The sequence below is a fragment of the Novosphingobium sp. BL-A-41-Hi4B-X5A genome, from assembly GCF_055521705.1.
The window spans coordinates 1,383,442-1,402,929 of the sequence record NZ_CM145500.1 but is presented as its reverse complement, the minus strand read 5'-3'; the positions used below and the strand labels follow the sequence as shown (position 1 = coordinate 1,402,929).

The following is a 19,488-nucleotide window of genomic DNA, read 5'->3' as shown; positions in this document are numbered from 1 at the left end:
GTGGTCTCGCCTTCTTTCCGAACAGCTCCGCTGGTGGTGACAGCTACCCTGCCGCCAGACTTGCAGGCCCGGTTCGACCGTCTGCGCCGCGCCCACTTTCCCGCAGAGCGCAACTGGATCGCAGCGCACGTCACGTTGTTCCATTCCCTGCCCCCGCAGGTTGAGGCGGAGGCGCGCGATCTGCTGTCCCGGATGGCAAGCTCCACGCCGCCAATCGATGCGCAGGTGCGGCAGGTCATGGATCTTGGCACAGGCACCGCGTTCCTGATCGAAAGCCCTGCCATGAGCGCCTTGCGCGATGCGATTGCCGAGCACTTTCATGGAATGCTGACGTTGCAGGACAGCCATCGCCCCCGTCTCCATGTGACCGTCCAGAACAAGGTCTCGCAAGGCGAAGCGCGCGCATTGCAAAAGCTGCTGACAAGCAATTTCGAGCCGTCCCGCTTTGCCTTTGCCGGACTGGCGCTGCACCGTTATCTGGGCGGGCCATGGGAGGCGACCGGACGCTGGCCCTTCCGAGCGGCCCCTCAGCACAGACTCAAGAGGACAAGGACAGTCACATGACCGCCCCAGACTGGTTCGACACGGGTCGGAAGCATGTGTGGCTCCCGTACACCCAGATGCAAACTGCCAGAGCGCCGCTTCCGGTGGCTTCGGCGGCCGGTACTCGACTTCGTCTGTCCGACGGAAGGGAACTGATAGATGGCATTTCCAGCTGGTGGGCCTGCGTCCATGGCTACCGCCATCCCCACATCGAAGAAGCGGTGCGCCGCCAGCTAGAAACGCTGCCCCATGTCATGCTCGGCGGTCTGGCCCACGAGCAGGCCTATACCCTCGCGCGGCGGCTCGCTGCATTGCTGCCCGGCGATCTGGACCACGTGTTCTTCAGCGATTCCGGCTCGGTCGCAGTCGAAGTCGCAATGAAGATGGCTTCGCAATATTGGCTCAATCGCGGACGGCGCCGAGTGAAGTTCCTCTGCTTCAAAGGCGGCTATCACGGGGACACTTTTGCAACGATGAGCGTTTGCGATCCGGATGAAGGCATGCACAGCCTGTTCAAGGGGGCATTGCTCGATCAGATCGTGGTCAACCTCCCAACAGATCCTGCGGAAGAGGCTGCGCTTGGCGAACTGCTAGATCGTCATGGCCATGATCTTGCCGGCATTGTTGTCGAGCCCTTGGTGCAGGGCGCGGGCGGCATGGTGTTTCACGATCCGTTTACATTGCACGCGCTGCGTCGCCTTGCCGATGCGCACGAACTCCTGCTGATCTTCGATGAAATCTTCGTGGGGCTCGGGCGACTTGGCGATGCGATGTTCGCCTGTGAGATCGCCGGCGTGCAGCCTGACATTGTCACATTGTCGAAGGCCTTGACCGGCGGGAGCCTGCCGCTTGCCGCCACGATCGCAAGTCGGCGCATTCACGAAGGTTTCCTGTCCGACGATCCGATGCATGCGCTGATGCATGGGCCGACCTACATGGGCAATGCCCTGGGTTGCGCTGCCGCCAATGCTTCGCTTGATCTTTTCGAACAGGAGCCGCGTCTGGCTCAAGCCAGCGCGATCGGTCGGCAACTCCAGACGTTGCTCGAACCTGCCCGCGCTTTGCCTGGGGTAAGGGACGTGCGTGTGCGCGGTGCCATCGGCGTGATCCAGCTGGATGGTCCTGCGCCCGCCGATCGCCTGTCCGCAAGCTGCATTTCAAGCGGTGTCTGGCTTCGTCCGTTCCGCGATATCCTGTACACCACGCCCCCGCTCATCGCCAGCGAGGAGGATGTTGCGCACATCGCCAACGCCATGGTTTCGGCTGTCAGCGAATGGAGCGCCGACCGGGCAACTTGAATCGATCCGGCACCGGCGAAAAAGGGTTGCCTAGCACCCAGGTGCTGGCTAAACGGCGCCCCTGCCCAAGAGGCACGCCGCTTTAGCTCAGTTGGTAGAGCACATCATTCGTAATGATGGGGTCACGTGTTCGAGTCACGTAAGCGGCACCACCTTCTTTAAGGTGCTTTCCCAAGGAAAATCATCGGCAAGGTGCAAATGGGCCATTGCAAGATGTGATGCGGTCAGGCTGGCTGTCGCAAAAACAGCTCACATCTATCTCGGGCCCTGGGACCTTTCTGTGAATCCCAACCGTTCGCTCTGGAAGGAACCGAGCCAGAGTTCTTGTCCCACCAAGGCGGCTGCCGACAGGCCGTTGAAGTACTGGCGCGGAGTGCCATAGGCGAAACTGGCAATGCGTCCGGCGCTTGCGTCGACCTCGCCGACGACCCAGCCTCGCTTGCAGAGCATAGGGTCTGCCTCTCCGTTCACGACCTTGCGCAAGCCGCCGCAGGCCGGTTCGTCTAGCCGCATTCCGGCAAGCAGGAGGCGTCCTCCGGTCCAGTGAATGTTATCGGGCATGAAATCGGGCGCAGTGATGCGGGCGAGGGGGCGGCGGGTGTCTTTACGGTCAAAGACGACCACGGCGTGCCATCCGAAGGACACGACATAGAAGCGGCGCTGGTCGGGATCGATCTCTATGCCGTTGTTGCCGGGAAGGTCCGTGCCGGGCAGGAGCCGGAAATTCCGTTTGCCGGGACTACGCTGCCAGACGGCGCCAGTCCTGCGACCGAGCATGAAATCGCCAATGGAGGTGCCGGGCCGCGTGAGGACGGTGACCAGCATTGTCCCATCCGCGAACTGCGCCACGCTGTTGCCGACCTGTCCTGCAGGCATGGCCGCGCAACCGCGCCACTGCAGGTTGGGCTCCTTGCCCTGCTCGATCAAGACATCGAATGCCTCGATCGATTCCCGCCCGCCGTGGTTGACCACAAGCAGGCGGAAATGGCCGACCGCCAAGGGGCGCAATGACAGACCGCGGGTGTTGAACAATGCAGGGTCCGGCGGGCCCGGGCAATCGGGGAAGGCTTCCGCGTCGTGGGCAAGCTGGCTTTCGTCGCCGGTGTACCATTGTCGGTAGGATCGTGCCCGGGCGTCGACAAGCTTCAGGCCGCCGCCTTTGGCAAATCCGCTCACGACCAGCCATGAGGTGCCGGGCAGGGCCAGTAAATCCTCCGGCTTCTGCAGGCCGCACACATAGGTGAGTTCTGCATCCGCGCTGCAGTCAGCAGGCTGCGCCCGCGCGGATGCGGAGGCGAGCAGTGCCGCGATCGCCGCGCAGAAGGACCGGAAGAATGGGCGCATCAGTCCCTTGGCCGAGAGGTTGCCGGGCGGGTTGGCGTCTTGCCGCCCCGCAGCAAGGTGAAGTCCGCTAGATGCGGCCAGGTCACCACCGACGATTTTTCCCCCAGCCAGACAAGTTGCGGGCGGTCCGGGTTGAAGGCAGGCCAGGCGCCGATCGTGGCGCTAAGTGGCACGCCGGTGCGGGCGAAGGACAGCAGCGCGCCGGCCATTTCGTTTTCGAGAGACTGGTCGGCCGGTTCCCAGATGCGGGTGGCGCGGAACAGGTTCAGGGCATCGCGCGTGCGCAGCCAATAGGGCACGTCGCCGGTGTGGTAAGCACCGGCCGTGGCCGGATCGTGATCGCTGAAGACGATTCCCGGTGCATAAGGCTGCCGGCGCGTGAACAGGTAAGCGTAGGCAGGCGCGGTGCCGGACTTGCGCTGTGCCAGCGCCCAGTCGCCCATCTGCAGGCCGACCGTGCCATCGCGCGCGATGTCGGTGGCGGCGCGCGGACCGCTTGCAGCATATGCCTTCAGGATTGCATCGGCGCTCGCGGGATAGCGTTCGCGCACAGCCGTAGCGAGACCAAGGCTGTTCTCCACAGGTGCGAAGGGACGAAAGCTCTCGTCGCGGGTGTAGCCGATCAGTACTGGGATGTCGGACTGCTGACGTGCGGCGAAAACCTCTTCGTTGGAGCCGGTGACGACCTTGCCATCGCGGACGACGGGATCGCGCCGTGTCGTCGCGGCGACAATGCGGTCACCGGGCAGGGCGCGCAGTTCGGCGAGCGAGGCCGCTCCCAATTCCTGCTGCAGGGCAAGGCCTTGTTTTTCGGCCTTGGCCAGCGACACCGGGCCGAGCATCCCGCCAAAGGCGCTGCCGCTCATCGCCACGGCCTTCGCGAAGAGGCCCTTGGCCAGCGGCGACGCCTGCAGCAACGAGACTGACATCGCCCCGGCCGATTGGCCGACAATCGTGACATTGGCAGGATCGCCGCCGAACCTGGCGATGTTGCGCTGAACCCATTGCAGCGCCGCGATCTGGTCCATCAGGCCATAGTTGCCCGAAGCCCCGGCTTCGGCGGTAAGGCCTGGATGGGCCAGGAAGCCCAGCGCACCGACGCGGTAGGCCAGGTTGACCCGGACCACTCCATCGCGTGCCAGTGGCTCGCCGGAGTAGTTGGCCATCGAAGCCGAGCCGATATTGAATCCGCCGCCGTAAATCCACACCACGACCGGAGCCTTGGCGGCATTCTTCGGCGCCCAGATATTGAGGTAGAGGCAATCCTCGCTGGTCGCTTCGTTGCCGAAGTAGTGGTTCTGCAATGCGCCGCGCAAGGGTTGCAGGCATTCCGGCGCGAAGCGATCAGCGTGGAGCACGCCTTGCCACGGCTGCACCGGCTGCGGCGCCTTCCAGCGCAGGTCACGCAAGGGGGGCGCGGCAAAGGGCACGCCGAGCCAGGCCTCGACGCCGGAGGCAAGGGTGACGCCTTCGATCTGCCCCCCGTCGACGGCGATTGGTTCGGCCAGAGCCGGAGGTGCTACGGCGAGGAGCAGCGCCGCGATCAGCTTGCGGATCACTTGCGCGCCACTCCCAGCTTGTCGTGGAAGAAATCGAAAGTGGCATTCATCGCCTTGATCGAAGTTTTGCGGGTGTCGTCGGGCGTCTGGCCCATGAAGCTGTGGTCGGTGGCCGAGTAATAGGTTGCGCTGACCGGCACGCCGGCAGACTTCAGCGCGGCCTCGAGTTGGTGCGACTGCGCGACGGGCACGACCTTGTCGTCAACACCGTGAAGCAGGAGAAACGGAGGATCCTTCGCATCGACGTACGTGATCGGGCTGGCGGCGCGGATTGCCTCGGGAGCACACGCCCCGTCCTTGCAGCCGAGCAGGCGCTGTTCGGCGGAATCCTTCTGGGTGATGCGCGGCATCGTCGCGAAATCGTAGATTCCGTACCATGCGGCGGTGGCCTGGACGCAGGGATCCTCGGCAGAAGCGGGATCCAGCGTGGCGTCGATCTTGCCACCGGTACAGGCAAGGCCGGCAAGCGCTGCCAGATGACCGCCTGCAGAACCGCCAAACACACCGACGCGGGCCGGGTCAATGTGATACTGCCCGGCGTTCTGGCGAAGGAAACGCACGGCGGCGAAGACGTCTTTCGCTTGCGCCGGGAAGGTGGCTTCGCCCGAGAGGCGGTATTCGACGCTGGCCACGGTAAACCCTTCGGCGGCGAAGGCGGCGAGCATCTTCGGGAAGTCGTCGAAGGCGCCAGACTGGCGGGTGTGGCCGCCCATCCAGCCACCGCCATGGATGTAAAGCACCAGCGGATGCGGGCCCTTGCCGGCGGGCACATAGATGTCGACGATCTGCGGGCGGTAGCCGGGATTGACCTGATAGGTCACGTCGCGCCACGCCTTGACCCCGCCGGGGAAGGCGACGGGCACTTGCGGGAACTTGTCGGCCATCGAGGGCTCGGGGTTGACCGGGACCTGGCGCTCGCTGGGCGCCTTCGCACAGGCGGGAGCGGTGACGAGTGTGGCGCAGGCGAGCGCCAGCAGCGGGGTGAAACGGGCCATCTTGTCCTCTCCTTGATCTTGTTGTCGTTGGGCGATCAGGTGACGCGGTAGAAGCGGATCCGCACCGCGCGCTTGCCGCCGGGAAGGCTCACCGGATCGAGCGTGCCGATGAAGCAGCCTTGCGAGAGCCAGTCGTATTTGCCCTGCGGTGCCTCGAAGACGGGGTGGGTGCGGACAACCGCCTTGGGGTCCTTGGCGCGACAGCTGACGCCGGTGTTGACGACATTGATGACTGCCCCATCATCGGTGCGCAACATATAGTCCGCCTTGATCTGCAGGCAGCCATCGGCCCGCCGCAATTGCCAGTCCCAGCCCCCGCCCATGATCGTGCCGCGAAGACCGGGCCCTTCGAACGTGCCCCCGGTGATGGGTACGATGTTGCGCGTGCCAAGCGAGGTCTGGCCAACAGGCACGTCGGCATCGAGCGTCACCGTTTCCTCGAACGCGAATGCAAGCAAAGGTTCCGTGGCTTGGGCGCTGACTGGTGCAATGAGCGAGAGAGCGGCGAGTAGGGCGATCGGGCGCATCGGAGTCCTCAACCAAGATATTCGGGTTTGTGCCGGGCTTGTGCGGCAAGGCGGATCGGTGCATTGGCTGCACCGTATCCCGCGTATCCACGGCGCTCGACCACTTCGAAGAACACGCGGCGGGCAAAGGCGCGGCTGTAGAACTGGAAGTATTCCGCTTCGCCGTCGCAGTCGTATAGTATGCCGAGCCGGGCCATCCGCTCGATCAGAGCGGGATCGAGGCCCCAGCGTGCTTCAAGGTCGTCGTAATAGTTGCGCGGGATTTCCAGCATCGGCAGACCATCGGCCTGGGCGGCTTCGGCCACGGCGAAGACATCCGTGGTGGCAAAAGCGATGTGCTGCACGCCTGCGCCGAAGTAGTTCTGCACGAAGCGCGAAGTGAGCGACTGGCTGGCGAGAGAACCGTTGAGCGTGAAGCGCACTGAACGGTCGGCATTCTCCACAGCCTGGCTTTGCACGAGCCCCATCGGATCGGCGATCTCCAGCTGCGGTGTCTTCTCGACATCGAGCAGGGCGACGTAGAATAGCAGCCAGCTGAGGAATTCCTCGTACTGCATGGTCTGTGCGATGTGGTCGATGCCAGTCAGCAGCGGCGCGGCTTCGGGTTCGAGCGCGTGGGGGAACTCATGTGCCCACATTGCCTCTCGGCTGGCTTTGTCGACGAGGTAGATCAGGCTGCCGCCAACGCCGCGCACGCTCGGGATGGGCCACTCATCGGGGCCGACTGCCTGCTCGAACCGCGGGATGCGAAGGAAATCGGCGCGGGCGAGGGCGGCGGAAACGTCGGGCACCGTTAGACCCAGTGCGCAAACGGCAGCGCCGTGGACCATGTCGAAGCTGTGTGCGAGGCCTTCGGGTTCGCAGTTGACGACGATGCTCGCCCCGCCTTGCGTCCAGCGGGTGACATCCTTGCTGCGATGCCGCGCGGCGGGCCGGAAGCCGAGGGGACGGAGCATCGCGCCCAGCGCTTCGGCTTCTTCGTGGCTTGCGGCAAATTCGATAAACTCGACGCCCGTTGTGCTCACGCGCGCAGGCAGTGCCGACGCAGAGGCGGACGGCTTGGTGATGCCGCCTTCAAGGAGGCGGAGCGAGCGATAGCCATCCAGCGCCACACCGCTCGCCGAACCGGCGCGAAAGCGGTCGTTGAAGATCTCGAGGCTCCAGTAGCCCTGGTAGCCGATCTTGCGGATGGCATCGGCCCACTCGTCCAGCGGAAAATCGCCCTGGCCGGGCATCGAGCGGAAATGGCGGCTCCACTGTAGCAGGTCCATGTCGAGCACCGGGGCGTCGGCCACTTGCACGATGAACAGCTTGTCGGCGCGGATATCGCCGATGCTGGAGGAGGGTATGCGGCGCGAAAGCGAGTGGAAGCTGTCGAGGACCAGGCCGATCGAGGGGTGGTCAACATCGCGAACGATGCTCCAGGCATCGCGGTGATCGTTGACATGGCGCCCCCACGCCAGCGCCTCGTAGCCGATGCGCAGGCCGCGCGCCGCAGCGCGCTCTCCTGCCTCGTGAAGGTCGGCGATGGTCATGGCTCTGTCGGCTGAAGCAATCGGTGAGCAGCTTGAGCAGAGCAGGAGGAGGTCGGTGCCAAGCTCTTGCATGACATCGAATTTGCGCTCGAGCCGATCGAAGGCGCGGGTGCGCTGCGGTTCGGGCAAGCCGTCGAGATCGCGGAACGGCTGGAACATGGTGCAGGCAAGGCCGAGGTCGGCCATCATGCTCGAGATGTCGCGCGCCGAGAAGTGTGTGGAGAGCAGGTCGTTCTCGAAGATTTCGACCCCGTCATATCCGGCAGCAGCGATGGCCTGCAGCTTGGCATCGAGCGTGCCGCTGATCGAAACCGTGGCGATTGACGTCTTCATGGCGGCTTCAGGCTCTCCGGCGCCCCGACTCTTGCGAGGTTGACATATCTAAATGTTAGGGACTAGTTCGTTACACAAATGCGGTTTGGGCGCAAGGGGAGGATTGTGAAAGGAAATTCCGATGCGGCGGCCGGAGCGGCGGTGACGGGTGGGGAAAACCCGCGCGCGCGCCGCGTCATGGGCAGACCGCAGTCGGAAATGGCGCTAGCATCGCGCGATACGGGGCGGGCGCTTCAGGCGAAGCTGCTGCACCCGACGCCAGTCGCGGAGAATGCCACCTTGCCCGAAACAGATGCCACCGCAGAGCAGAGCGCGAAGCCGGCCCGCCGTAGCCGCGCGGAAAGCCGCGAGCAGGCGATCAACCAGATCATCGACATCGCGACCAACGAGTTCGTGGAAAAGGGCCTCGCCGGGGCGCGGATCGACGAAATTGCGGGCAAGGCGACCAAGCGCAAGATCTACTACTATTTCGAGGGCAAGGACGAGCTCTACCGTGCGGTGCTTCAGCGCGCCTATGCCCGCGTGCGCGAGAGCGAGGCCGAAGTCGACATCGAGAGCGGCAGTGCCAGCGATGCCCTGCGCCGCCTGATCGAGCATGACGTGCGCTATCACGCACGCCATCCCGAATTGGTGCGGCTGGTGATGAACGAGAACATCCATCGCGCCGAACATCTCAAGCAGATCGAGGGCCTGCCGCAGGGCAACCGCAAGGTCATCGGCATTCTCGAGAGCATTATCGCGCGTGGGCAGGCGGAGGGTGTGTTCCGTGAGGGCATCGACCCGGTCGACCTCCACCTCAACCTGACCGCATTGAGCTTCTACAACGTCTCCAACCAGTTCACCTTCGCGCACAACTTCGGGGTGGACATGACCAGCCCCGATGCAATCGAGCGTCGGGCCGGGCAGGTGGCGGACATCATTCTGGCCTGGGTGACGAAAAAGGACTGACCTGCTGGGCAGCACTTTGCTGCTCACCCATGGATCGGCCGGACGTCTGCCCTTGCGCTAAAAGGAGAGGACGAATGGCACTTCCCCCCACTGGCGCCGAGAGCGCGGATGGCCCTGAATCGTGGACGCGAAAGGCGCTCGGAATCGTCGCGCTGTGCTTTGCGATCAATATGGCGGATGGGGTTGACGTCACGATCCTGTCGTTCATCGCGCCCCGCTTGCAGGCGGAATGGGCCATCGATTCCGCAACGATGGGCAACCTGTTCAGCGCCGGGCTGATCGGGATGGCGATCGGCGGAATGTTCATCGCTCCGCTTGCGGACCAGCTGGGGCGGCGCGCTGTCATCCTTGCCGCGCTGTGCCTGATGTCGCTCGGCATGTTTGCCAGCAGTTTCGCGCCAAGCGTGCCTGTGCTCTTTGCGATGCGCGTGATTGTCGGGTCGGGAATCGGCACGGTCCTTGCGGCGATGGCGGCGCTGGCTGCCGAAAGTGCGCCGCCCACGCAACGCAATCTCGCGGTCGGCGTGGTCCAGGCGGGGTATCCGTTTGCGGCCGTGTTTACCGGACTGATCGTGGCACAGGCGCTTCCGATCCATGGCTGGCAGGCCATGCTTCTGGGCGCTGCACTGCTCACTGTTGCACTGCTCCCGGCAGCGTGGCTGGTTCTCCCGCATGGGCAGCCCAGTGCCGGAGAAGGGCGAGGATCGGCGGGCAAGGTCGGCCACCTTTTTGCCGACCAACTGCGCGCGCGGACCGTCGCGCTGTGGTGCGCGGTGTTCTTCGGGCTGATGGTGCTTTATTTCATCGTCAGCTGGATCCCCAAGCTCGCCATCGCGGCGGGGCTTTCGGAAACCAACGGTATCTATGCGGGCGCGCTCTACAATCTCGGTGCGTTCGTGGGCACCATGGCAATGAGTTTTCTTGCCTTGCGCGTACCACTGGGAAAGCTCGTTCCGGCAATGCTGACCGGGGCAGGCGTGGCGATGGTCGTGTTCGGGTCTGTCACGATGCCGGTATGGCTCACGCTGGTCGTCGCCTTCCTGATCGGGGTCCTGCTGCAGGGCGGATATAACGGCGTCTGGCCGATTGCGGCAGGCGCCTACCCCGGAGAGGTGCGCGCAACCGGCGTGGGCTGGGCCATCGGCGTCGGCCGTGGCGGTGCCGTGATCGGCCCGATGCTCGGCGGCTATCTCATGGCGGCAAACGCACCATTACCTGCACTTTTCGCGGCATACTGCGTGCCCTTGCTGATCTGCGCGGCCGCTGCCTTTCTGGTTGAACGACACAAAGTGTAACTAACCAGTCACAAGTTATTTGACAGGGACTAGTTCGTCACATAAATGGACCCCCGGTGAAGGGCGGCGAATCCAGCTGCCCCTGGAGGAGGATGACCATGAATTTGAGGGGCACTCGCCTTGCGTTTTCCGCGTCCCTGTTGACCGTAGCTGCTGCGCTCTCCGCGCCTGCGCTCGCACAGGAAGCGGCCCAGAATGGTGCAGGCGATCAGGCTGCTGAAGCGCCGGTCGATGCCAAGGAGATCGTTGTTACCGGCTCGCTGATCGCGCGCCCGAACAACACCGCCGTCAGCCCGATCGTCTCGGTTGGCGAGGCCGCGCTCAAGGAGACCGGGCAGGTCAACCTGCAGGACGCGCTGAACCAGTTTCCAAGCTTCACCACGGCAGGCAATGCCAACACCGGCGGGCAGGGCACGGGTGGCCGCGCGTCGGTCAACCTCCACGGCCTCGGCACGAACCGCAACCTCGTGCTGCTTGATGGCAAGCGCCTGCCGCTGTCCGACATCAACGGCAACGTCGACATCAACATCCTGCCCGAATCCATCATGGGCGGGGTCGACATCATCACCGGCGGCGCTTCGGCAATCTATGGTTCCGACGCGATTTCGGGCGTAGTCAACTTCAAGACCCAGCGTGCATTCGACGGCGTGCGTATGGACGTGCAGAACGCAATCAGCGACCGCGGCGATGCCTACAAGTTCAACGGCTCGCTCGCCTTTGGCTCCAGCTTTGCCGAAGACCGCGGCCATGTCATGGCCGCCTTCAGCTATGCTCATCAGGACCAGGTGAACGGCTCGACGCGCGACTTCTTCTTCGACAAGACCCCGTCATCGTTCATCGGCAACGGCACCTTCGTGCCGAGCGCGACCAATGCTCCTGACGCGGCGGTCGTCTCGGCCGTATTCGCGGGCTATGGCGTCACCAATCTGCCCGCCAACTTCCAGTTGCTGAACCTCGGCTTCAACAACGACCGTACGCTGTTCACCCAGACCGGCGCGCGCAACTACAAGGGTCCGAACGGCTCGAACGGTTATCTGATCGTCGGCAACAATGTGCGCATGCCGGTTGGCCAGCAGATCGATTTCGCCAACGGCCTCAAGCGCAAGACCGCTTTCGTCAAGGCGGACTACGAACTGACCCCCGGCCTGACCGCCTATGGCCAGTTCATGTACGTCGACCTTTCGGTCAAGACTGCATCGGGCGGCAGCCTTACCCAGTTCGGTTCGCTGACTACCATCCCGGTCACCAACCCGTTCATTCCGCAGGACCTGGCAACGATTCTCGCCTCGCGTCCGAACCCGAACGCACCGTTCACCTGGAACGGCCGCTACGTTGGCGTGCCCTACAAGAACTGGGACGAGAACTACGTCGTCCAGCAGTACATGGCCGGCGTGAAGGGGGACATCACCTCGGGCTGGTCGTTCGATCTCTATGCTTCCTACGACCAGTCGGTTCATGACCAGCAGCTCAACGATGCCGTGGTCAAGAGCCGCGTCCAGACCCTGCTGAACGCAGCAGACGGCGGTCGTTCGCTGTGCACCGGCGGCTTCAATATCTTCGGCGATGCCAACGCCCGCTCGCTGTCGCAGGCTTGCGTCGATTACATCACCAAGACCGCCTTCTCTAAGGAGAAGCTCTCGCAGACGCAGGCCCAGCTGCAGGTCAACGGCAAGCTGTTCGATCTCGGCGCCGGGCCAGCCCAGATCGCTTTCGTCGCCGGGTATCGCAAGAACAACTACAACTACATTCCCGACAGCGATCTTCGCGCCCAGAACATTGAATCCGTGATTGCCTCGCAGCCCGCCTCGGGTCGCATCTCCGTGAAGGAATTTGCTGCGCAGGTTGACGTTCCGCTGATCGCCGACAAGCCGTTCATCCAGGAATTCGGCATCGGCGGCGCGGTCCGTTACTCGGACTATTCGGTCACCGGCGGCGTTACCAGCTATGAAGTCGATGCCCGCTGGAAGCCGGTGGAACCGCTGCTGTTCCGTGGTAGCTACCAGCGCGCGGTGCGTGCGCCCAACATCGGCGAGCTGTTCTCGCCGCAGCAGGGCAACCAGCTGGTGATCGGCACGCCCCCGGGTGCGCTCGGTGATCCGTGCGACGTCCGCTCCACCGCCCGCACCGGGGCGAACGGTGCAAAGGTGGCCGATCTCTGCGTGGCGCAGGGCATCCCGCAGGCAGCAATCTCCAGCTACACCTTCCCGACCACAGCCACCGGTCAGCTCGTTTCGGGCAACACCAACCTCACGCCCGAGCGTGCCGATACCTACAATTTCGGCTTCGTGCTCAACTCGCCATTCCAGAGCGGGCTGTTGTCCGACTTCACGCTGTCGGTCGATTACTACAACATCTCGGTCAAGAACGTGATCTCGACGGTGCCGGGCCTGACGGTGCTGTCGAAGTGCTTCAACCTCGATGGCTCGAACCCCAGCTACGACAAGACCAACCTCTATTGCGGCCTGCTCTCGCGTGACAACTCGGGTCAGCTGGTCAACGTCGCCACGCCGTTCCTCAACCTCGGCTCGGTCAAGACTGATGGCGTCGAGGCGCAAGTGAACTGGACGGTGCCCTCACCGATCCTGCGTGGCGACAGCGGTCGTCTGTTCGTCAACGCTGCCGTGGGCTGGCTGCACAAGTACAAGCTGCAGCTGATCCCCGGTGCGGCAGAACTTGATTACACCGGCATCAGCAACGGTGCGGCAGGCGTCAGCAGCCTTCCGCCGCGCGCAACGCCGAAATGGAAGTCGGTCACCAGCTTCGGCTACCGTTCTGACGCCACCACGCTGGGCCTGCGCTGGCGCTACCAGAGCGCGATGAAGGACACGACCTCGGTCCTGACACCGGCGACTGCCCAGGTCGGCGTGGGTGCCTATGCGCTGTGGGACATGTTCGGCACCGTCCGCGTCAACAAGTCGATCGAATTCCGCGCCGGCGTGAACAACCTGTTCGACCGCGGCCTGCCCTTCGTGGCGAGCTCGCAGAACGGAACGGACGTTGCGCTCTACGATCCGATCGGGCGCTCGTTCTACCTTGGCGCCCGCGTAAACTTCTGATCCACCCTATGTCCCGGCATCCCCGTGGTGCCGGGACACTTTTCGAAGGCACAAATGATCCTTTCCGGCCTTCTTGGACGTTCGATCCTCGCTTCGCGCTCGCCCGAGCTGCACGAGAAGGAAGCACAGGCGCAGGGCATGGCCTTGCGCTATGATCTTTACGATTTTTCCGCGCGGGGATGGGCTGACAGCGATCTCCCGCTGGTCCTGAAGCGCCTGCAGGATCAGGGCTACAGCGGTTTCAATGTGACCTATCCGTTCAAGCAGGCCGTCGTCTCGCTGCTTGACGAACTTGACGAGACTGCGGTTTCCGTGGGCGCAGTCAACACCGTGTCCATCCGCAATGGCAAGCTCTACGGCTTCAATACCGACATGGCCGGCTTCCGGGATTCCGTTGCCGAGGGATTGCCGGGCGTTGCTCTGGGCAACGTGGTCCAGCTAGGCGCAGGAGGGGCAGGGGCCGCCGTCGCCAATGCCCTGCTCTCGCTGGGTGTCGGCACGCTGCAACTGGTCGATGTGGATGAGGACCGCGCAAGGCTTCTGGCCGAGGATCTGGCGTCACGCTTCATCTCGGCCCGGATCATCGCCCGTACTCCCGATGCGGTCGAGACGGCGGTTGCCGACGGTATCGTCAACGCCACGCCCATCGGCATGAACGGCAAACCTGGCATGCCGATTGGCGAAGCGGCCGTCGAAGCACGGCATTGGGTCGCCGACATCATCTACTTCCCACCCGAGACGGAATTGCTGCGCCTGGCCAGACAGCGGGGCTGCCGCACCATCAATGGTATCGGCATGGTCATTGGACAGGCGGCCCGTGCTTTCGAGATCATCACTGGCCACGTTGCGGACAGAAGCAGAATGGCGTCCAGCCTCGGGTAACGCGAAGGCCGCAGCGCGCGTGCCAGATGCCGGGGGCGGGCAAACGGTATGGTGCGTTCCCGTGGAACCTTCAGGCCGCCACTGCCGCGTCGCTGGCGAGCTTGTCCACCCGCTCGTTCTCGGGGTGGCCGTCGTGGCCCTTGACCCAGACCCATTCGATCTTGTGCGGGCGTACGGCTTCCACCAGCGCGCGCCACAGATCCTCGTTCTTTACCGGCTTGTTATCGGCCGTCTTCCAGCCCTTCTTCTGCCAACCGAACACCCACTTGGTGATGCCGTCGAGCACGTACTTGCTGTCAGTGTGGAGCGTCACCCGGCAGGGCTGCTTCAAGGCCTGCAGCGCCATGATCGCGCCCATCAGCTCCATGCGGTTGTTGGTCGTCTCCTTTTCGGAGCCGGCCATTTCCTTCTCATGCTCGCCCATGCGCAGCAGCGCACCCCAACCGCCCTTGCCGGGATTGCCCTTGCACGCGCCGTCGGTGAAGATCTCGACGTGCTTCACGCGAAGACCCCCTTGTCGAATATGGCGGGATTTGCGGCATAGAACTGCAGCCGCCGGGCAAAGGCCATCGGGTCCTTGCGCACGACCAGCGCATCGGCAGGCGTGTTGAGCCAGTCGTAGGCGCGGCTCGAGGTAAAGCGCATTGCCGCCCCCTGCGCCAGCAAGGGCAGGGCGCTGCGCTCCTCTGCCGAAAGCGGCCGCACCGCTTCGTACCCATCTAGCAGCGCCTTCGAGAGCTCGGCGCTGAAGTTCCGGCCCGTCGCGTCGAAGCACCACGCCGCGTGGGTCACCGCCACGTCGTAGGCCATCAGGTCGTTGCAGGCGAAGTAGAAGTCGATCAGCCCGGTAACCGTGTCGCCCAGCATCAGCACGTTATCGGGGAACAGATCGGCATGGATCACCGCGCGGGGCAGGTCCCGTGGCCAACCTGCGGCGATTTTCGGCATGTGCTCGGCCACCAGCCCCGCCAGTTCCGGATCGATCGCCGCCAGCCCGTCAGGACCACAAGCGTCGAACAGCCGCTGCCATTCGGCAAGGCCCATGCCGTTCGCGCGCGAGCCGGCAAAATCCGCCGAAGCTGCATGCATCTGCGCCAGAGCGGCTCCCACCGCGCGGGCCTGCCCCACGGTCGGCTCGCTCACCGAAATGCCGGGGAGGAACTCGATCAGGGCCAGCGCCTTTTCACCTCGCCGCCGGAACAGCGCGCCCTCGCGATCATGGATCGTGCGCGGCACCGGGCAGCCCTTGGCGGCCAGATGATCGAGCAGCGAGAGGAAGTAGGGCAGGTCCTCCAGCTCGATGCGGAATTCGTACATCGTCAGGATGAAGCGCGCACCGCCTCCGTCCTTGCCGGTGGTTTCCAGCAGCCAGTTGGAGTTGGAGACGCCCTCGGCAATGCCCTTCGCCGAAACCAGCGCGCCCACGTCGAATTCGTTGACAAGCGCGGCCATTTCTTCCGCGCCGATCTGGGTATAGACCGCCATGTTTCTTGCGCCTTAGTCGAGCAGCTGGCGCGGCAGCTTGAACACCATCTTTTCCTCGGCGGTGGTCACCGTTTCTTCCGTGATGGATCGCAATTCACCGACCTTGGCAACAACCTCGCGCACCAGCACTTCAGGCGCGGAAGCTCCGGCAGTGAGCCCCAGCGTGTTCACGCCATCAAGCCATGCAGGATCGATCTCGTTCGCGCGCTGGATCAGGCGCGAGCGCGTGCCCATGCGCTCGGCCACTTCGACCAGGCGGAGCGAGTTGGAGCTGTTCGGCGCGCCGATCACCAGCAGCAGATCGCATTCGCCGGCAATCGCTTTGACCGCTTCCTGTCGGTTGGAAGTCGCATAGCAGATGTCCTCGGCCTTGGGGCCCGTGATCTGCGGGAACTTGGCGCGCAGGGCGGCCACGATCTCGGCAGTATCGTCCACGGAAAGCGTCGTCTGCGTCAGGAATGCCAGCGGCGTGTCAGCCGCGAACGCCAGCTTGGCGACGTCTTCCACGGTTTCGACCAGCGAGATTGCGCCTTCCGGAACCTGACCCATCGTGCCGATCACTTCGGGATGGCCCTTGTGGCCCACGAACAGGATGTGCCGCCCGGCCTCCACCTGCCGCTCGGCCTGGCGATGCACCTTGGACACCAGCGGGCAAGTGGCATCCAGCCAGTCGAGCCCGCGCGCGGTTGCGTCCTGCGGCACGACCTTGGGCACGCCATGCGCGGAAAACACCACCGGTGCGCCATCGGGCACCTGGTCCAGCTCCTCGACGAAGATCGCGCCCTTGGCCTTGAGGCCGTCCACGACGAAGCGGTTGTGCACGATCTCGTGCCGGACATAGACCGGCGCGCCATAGCGCTGCAGCGCGCGCTCAACGATCTCGATCGCCCGGTCGACCCCGGCGCAGAAGCCGCGCGGGGCGGCAATCAGAAGGCGTAACGGGGCCGTTTCGGCAGCGACATCTGGCAAGCTGGCGTTCATCCTGCGGCCCTTAGCAGCAACCGCGCCCTACCGCCATTGCCGAAAGCGGCCGGGGTGGGTAGAGGTGGCCGAAATGTTGGCTGGAGTTCGGTTTCCGGTCGATCAGACGCTGCAAGTATCGAGGATCGAGTGCCCATGAACGCAAGTGCCCGCCGTATCGCAATTCTGGGCGCCCCGCTCGTGGCAGCCCTCGCGCTTTCGGCCTGCGGCGGCAAGAAAGGGGAACTCGTCGTTGATGACGCGGTAGGCGTCACGGCGCTGCGCGATCCTTGCCCGCGCGTCGGCATTCCTGACTACACGGGCGACGTCACGGTATTCAGCGATCCGTCCCGCACCGATTCGGCGGCTATCGATATCGAGGCGACCATCACCAACCTGCGCGCCCAGTGCACCGATGGTTCGAAGCTCCACTCTGTCGCCAGCTTCGACGTACTTGCCCGTCGGTCGAGCAAAGTCGGCGCACGCCGTGTGGAACTGCCCTATTTCTCCACCGTCATGCGCGGCGGCAACATCGTCGTCGCCAAGCGCGTAGGCAAGGTCGTGATCGATTTCGCCGACGGGCAGGACCGCGCCACCGGGCGGGCGCAGGCCGGCGCCGATGTGGACAAGGCGGAGGCATCGCTGCCTGAAGACATCGTCAAGCGCATCTCGCGCAAGCGTCGCGCCGGCGACGAAGACGCCGCGGTCGATCCGCTGTCGCAGCCCGAGGTCAAGGCTGCCCTGGCCAAGGCCAACTTTGAACTGCTCGTGGGCTTCCAGCTGACCGAGGCGCAGCTGCAGTACAACGTCCGCAAGTAAGTCTCCAACTCTCGGGGGCAGAGGGGCAACTCTCCCCCAACTCTCGGTCAAGTCTCGGGGGCAGAGCGGCAACTCGGCGCGCTGAACGGCAGGCAAATCGATGCCCTTTCGCTTTGTCCGCGATTGGGCTAACCGCCCGCCCATGACTGACGCCCGGATCAACCTCCACGCCGACTTCGCCTCGGTAATCGACACCGCGCTGACCGCGCTCGAAACCGCAGGGACTCTCCCCGCCGGCCTGAACCAAGGCGCGGTGACGTGCGAGCCGCCGCGCGATCCTTCCCACGGCGATCTGGCCACCAACGCCGCGATGGTGCTGGCCAAGCCTGCGGGCACCAATCCGCGCGCTCTGGCGACGGCACTCGTTGCCGAACTCGAGAAGGAACCGCGCGTCGTCTCCGCCGAGATCGCCGGGCCTGGCTTCATCAACCTGCGGCTGACAGACGATGCCTGGCGCGGCGAACTCGCGCTGATCGCTGCGGCGGGGGCGGACTATGGCCGCTCGACCATGGGCGGCGGCAAGGTCGTCAACGTCGAATATGTCTCGGCCAATCCCACCGGCCCGATGCACATGGGCCACTGCCGTGGCGCGGTGGTCGGCGATGCGCTGGCGGACCTGCTGGTGTTCAGCGGGCACAAGGTTACCAAGGAATACTACGTCAACGATGCCGGCGCGCAGGTCGATGTCCTCGCCCGATCGGTGCACATGCGCTACCGCGAGGCGCTGGGCGAAAGCATCGAGATTCCCGAAGGCCTCTACCCCGGTGATTACCTTGTCCCGGTGGGCAAGGCGCTGGCCGAGGAGTTTGGCGACAAGTATGTCGGTGCGCCCGAAGCGGACTGGCTGATCCTGTTCCGCACCCGCGCCGTGGCGGCAATGATGGACATGATCCGTGCCGATCTTGCCACGCTCGGCATCCATCACGACCTTTTCTCATCCGAAGCGGAGCTTCAGGCCTCGGGCAAGGTGGACGCGGCCGAAGCATGGCTGCGTGCGCATGATCTGGTCTATGATGGCATTCTCGAAGCACCCAAGGGCAAGACGCTGGAGGACTGGGAGCCGGTCGAACTGCCGCTGTTCCGCTCGACCAAGTTCGGTGACGATCAGGACCGTCCGATCAAGAAGTCGAACGGCGCCTGGACGTACTTCGGGGCCGACCTCGCCTATCACTTCCAGAAGGCGCAGACGGCCGATGCCCTCGTCGATATCTGGGGGGCTGACCATGCCGGCACGGTCAAGCGGATCAAGGCCGCCGTCGCCGCGCTGACCAGCGCCGAGGGCGGCACGGCCAAGCCCTTCGAGGTCAAGCTGGTGCAGATGGTGCAGTTGATGAAGGGGGGCCAGCCCTTCAAGATGTCCAAGCGTTCCGGCAATTTCGTCACGCTGGCCGATGTTGTCGAGATGGTCGGCAAGGACGTGGTGCGCTTCACCATGCTCACCCGCAAGCCCGACGCGCAGATGGACTTCGATTTCGACAAGGTGGTCGAAGCCAGCAAGGACAACCCGGTGTTCTACGTGCAGTATGCCCACGCGCGCATCTGCAGGAACCTTCGCAAGGGCGCCGACGAAGGCTTTGCGCCGTCAGGAGAAAACCTGTCGCTGCTGGGCGAGGAGGAGCTGGCGCTGGTCAAGCTGGCGGCACAATTCCCGCGCACGGTCGAAGCCGCAGCCGTTGCGCGCGAACCGCACCGCATCGCATTCTTCCTCCATGATCTCGCCTCGGCGTTCCACTCCTACTACAATCTCGGGAATGACCGGCCCGAGAAGCGCTTCATTGTGGCACAAGACTCCGCAATGACTGCAGCCCGCCTTTTCCTCGCCCAACAAATCGGGCAGGTAATTCGTAACGGTCTGGCGCTATTGGGCGTTGAGGCAGCGCAAGAACTTTGACGTCAATCGGGGCAGGTC

16 protein-coding genes and 1 tRNA gene are annotated in these 19,488 nt (G+C 64.2%); 9 read left to right on the top strand and 8 right to left on the bottom strand.

Annotation, left to right across the window (positions count from 1 at the left end; translation table 11 throughout):
- The 3 genes from ACZ1JY_RS06475 (at position 1) to ACZ1JY_RS06465 (ending at position 1,993) form a co-directional block, all read left to right on the top strand.
- Entirely contained in the window at positions 1 to 564 is a 564-nt protein-coding gene (locus ACZ1JY_RS06475) for a 2'-5' RNA ligase family protein (RefSeq protein ID WP_465130736.1), read from the top strand.
- Entirely contained in the window at positions 561 to 1,841 is a 1,281-nt protein-coding gene (locus tag ACZ1JY_RS06470; RefSeq protein WP_465130735.1) for an adenosylmethionine--8-amino-7-oxononanoate transaminase, read from the top strand. The genes ACZ1JY_RS06475 and ACZ1JY_RS06470 overlap by 4 nt, the downstream gene beginning before the upstream one ends.
- Before the next feature lie 76 nt (positions 1,842 to 1,917).
- Positions 1,918 to 1,993: transfer RNA gene (locus ACZ1JY_RS06465), tRNA-Thr, on the top strand.
- 103 nt (positions 1,994 to 2,096) lie between these two features.
- On the opposite strand, the gene ACZ1JY_RS06460 is transcribed toward ACZ1JY_RS06465, so the two are convergent.
- From ACZ1JY_RS06460 to ACZ1JY_RS06440, 5 genes are read right to left on the bottom strand one after another with little or no spacing between them, the layout of a single operon-like run.
- Positions 2,097 to 3,185, bottom strand: a complete 1,089-nt coding sequence (locus tag ACZ1JY_RS06460) for a hypothetical protein (RefSeq protein ID WP_465130734.1) — start codon at positions 3,183 to 3,185, stop codon at positions 2,097 to 2,099.
- Positions 3,185 to 4,744, bottom strand: coding sequence for a carboxylesterase/lipase family protein (locus tag ACZ1JY_RS06455; protein WP_465130733.1), 1,560 nt, complete (start codon positions 4,742 to 4,744; stop codon positions 3,185 to 3,187). Before ACZ1JY_RS06455 ends, ACZ1JY_RS06460 begins: the two co-directional genes overlap by 1 nt.
- Positions 4,741 to 5,739, bottom strand: a complete 999-nt coding sequence (locus ACZ1JY_RS06450) for an alpha/beta hydrolase fold domain-containing protein (protein WP_465130732.1) — start codon at positions 5,737 to 5,739, stop codon at positions 4,741 to 4,743. The genes ACZ1JY_RS06455 and ACZ1JY_RS06450 overlap by 4 nt, the downstream gene beginning before the upstream one ends.
- 35 nt (positions 5,740 to 5,774) lie before the next feature.
- Positions 5,775 to 6,266, bottom strand: coding sequence for a DUF3237 domain-containing protein (locus ACZ1JY_RS06445; RefSeq protein ID WP_465130731.1), 492 nt, complete (start codon positions 6,264 to 6,266; stop codon positions 5,775 to 5,777).
- 8 nt (positions 6,267 to 6,274) lie between these two features.
- Complete coding sequence (locus ACZ1JY_RS06440; protein WP_465130730.1) at positions 6,275 to 8,134, bottom strand: bifunctional sugar phosphate isomerase/epimerase/4-hydroxyphenylpyruvate dioxygenase family protein; 1,860 nt, start codon at positions 8,132 to 8,134, stop codon at positions 6,275 to 6,277.
- Between the two features lie 105 nt (positions 8,135 to 8,239).
- Here ACZ1JY_RS06440 and ACZ1JY_RS06435 point away from each other — a divergent pair, with 105 nt between their 5' ends.
- The 4 genes from ACZ1JY_RS06435 (at position 8,240) to ACZ1JY_RS06420 (ending at position 14,315) form a co-directional block, all read left to right on the top strand.
- On the top strand, positions 8,240 to 9,082 hold the full coding sequence (locus tag ACZ1JY_RS06435; protein ID WP_346766686.1) for a TetR/AcrR family transcriptional regulator: 843 nt from the start codon (positions 8,240 to 8,242) through the stop codon (positions 9,080 to 9,082).
- A gap of 74 nt (positions 9,083 to 9,156) precedes the next feature.
- Positions 9,157 to 10,377: an MFS transporter gene (locus ACZ1JY_RS06430; RefSeq protein WP_465130729.1), complete on the top strand. Its 1,221-nt coding sequence runs from the start codon at positions 9,157 to 9,159 to the stop codon at positions 10,375 to 10,377.
- 140 nt (positions 10,378 to 10,517) lie between these two features.
- Positions 10,518 to 13,433, top strand: coding sequence for a TonB-dependent receptor domain-containing protein (locus tag ACZ1JY_RS06425; protein ID WP_465130728.1), 2,916 nt, complete (start codon positions 10,518 to 10,520; stop codon positions 13,431 to 13,433).
- A gap of 54 nt (positions 13,434 to 13,487) precedes the next feature.
- Positions 13,488 to 14,315, top strand: a complete 828-nt coding sequence (locus tag ACZ1JY_RS06420; protein WP_465130727.1) for a shikimate dehydrogenase — start codon at positions 13,488 to 13,490, stop codon at positions 14,313 to 14,315.
- 70 nt (positions 14,316 to 14,385) lie between these two features.
- On the opposite strand, the gene rnhA is transcribed toward ACZ1JY_RS06420, so the two are convergent.
- From rnhA to ispH, 3 genes are read right to left on the bottom strand one after another with little or no spacing between them, the layout of a single operon-like run.
- A complete protein-coding gene (gene rnhA, locus ACZ1JY_RS06415; RefSeq protein ID WP_118073353.1) occupies positions 14,386 to 14,817 on the bottom strand; it encodes a ribonuclease HI in 432 nt (143 codons plus the stop codon).
- On the bottom strand, positions 14,814 to 15,800 hold the full coding sequence (gene thrB / locus ACZ1JY_RS06410) for a homoserine kinase (RefSeq protein ID WP_168903638.1): 987 nt from the start codon (positions 15,798 to 15,800) through the stop codon (positions 14,814 to 14,816). Before thrB ends, rnhA begins: the two co-directional genes overlap by 4 nt.
- Positions 15,801 to 15,812: 12 nt before the next feature.
- Positions 15,813 to 16,781 (bottom strand): 4-hydroxy-3-methylbut-2-enyl diphosphate reductase, encoded by a 969-nt coding sequence (gene ispH / locus ACZ1JY_RS06405; RefSeq protein WP_118073355.1) that lies wholly within the window; start codon positions 16,779 to 16,781, stop codon positions 15,813 to 15,815.
- 135 nt (positions 16,782 to 16,916) lie between these two features.
- Between ispH and ACZ1JY_RS06400 the strand changes: the two genes are divergently transcribed.
- Together ACZ1JY_RS06400 and argS are read left to right on the top strand one after the other, a co-directional pair.
- Positions 16,917 to 17,579 carry a hypothetical protein gene (locus ACZ1JY_RS06400; RefSeq protein ID WP_118073356.1) on the top strand — a complete coding sequence of 221 codons (663 nt, stop codon included), beginning with the start codon at positions 16,917 to 16,919 and terminating at the stop codon, positions 17,577 to 17,579.
- A 142-nt stretch (positions 17,580 to 17,721) separates the two neighbouring features.
- Positions 17,722 to 19,470, top strand: coding sequence for an arginine--tRNA ligase (gene argS, locus ACZ1JY_RS06395; protein ID WP_465130726.1), 1,749 nt, complete (start codon positions 17,722 to 17,724; stop codon positions 19,468 to 19,470).
- Positions 19,471 to 19,488 lie beyond the last annotated feature (18 nt).

Excerpts from the sequence above, each read along its gene's own strand:
- ispH (WP_118073355.1), bottom strand. The coding sequence starts at position 16,781 with ATGAACGCCAGCTTGCCAGATGTCGCTGCCGAAACGGCCCCGTTACGC.
- ACZ1JY_RS06430 (WP_465130729.1), top strand. The coding sequence starts at position 9,157 with ATGGCACTTCCCCCCACTGGCGCCGAGAGCGCGGATGGCCCTGAATCG.
- argS (WP_465130726.1), top strand. The coding sequence starts at position 17,722 with ATGACTGACGCCCGGATCAACCTCCACGCCGACTTCGCCTCGGTAATC.
- ACZ1JY_RS06470 (WP_465130735.1), top strand. The coding sequence starts at position 561 with ATGACCGCCCCAGACTGGTTCGACACGGGTCGGAAGCATGTGTGGCTC.
- thrB (WP_168903638.1), bottom strand. The coding sequence starts at position 15,800 with ATGGCGGTCTATACCCAGATCGGCGCGGAAGAAATGGCCGCGCTTGTC.
- ACZ1JY_RS06420 (WP_465130727.1), top strand. The coding sequence starts at position 13,488 with ATGATCCTTTCCGGCCTTCTTGGACGTTCGATCCTCGCTTCGCGCTCG.
- ACZ1JY_RS06460 (WP_465130734.1), bottom strand. The coding sequence starts at position 3,185 with ATGCGCCCATTCTTCCGGTCCTTCTGCGCGGCGATCGCGGCACTGCTC.
- ACZ1JY_RS06450 (WP_465130732.1), bottom strand. The coding sequence starts at position 5,739 with ATGGCCCGTTTCACCCCGCTGCTGGCGCTCGCCTGCGCCACACTCGTC.
- ACZ1JY_RS06440 (WP_465130730.1), bottom strand. The coding sequence starts at position 8,134 with ATGAAGACGTCAATCGCCACGGTTTCGATCAGCGGCACGCTCGATGCC.
- ACZ1JY_RS06445 (WP_465130731.1), bottom strand. The coding sequence starts at position 6,266 with ATGCGCCCGATCGCCCTACTCGCCGCTCTCTCGCTCATTGCACCAGTC.
- ACZ1JY_RS06400 (WP_118073356.1), top strand. The coding sequence starts at position 16,917 with ATGAACGCAAGTGCCCGCCGTATCGCAATTCTGGGCGCCCCGCTCGTG.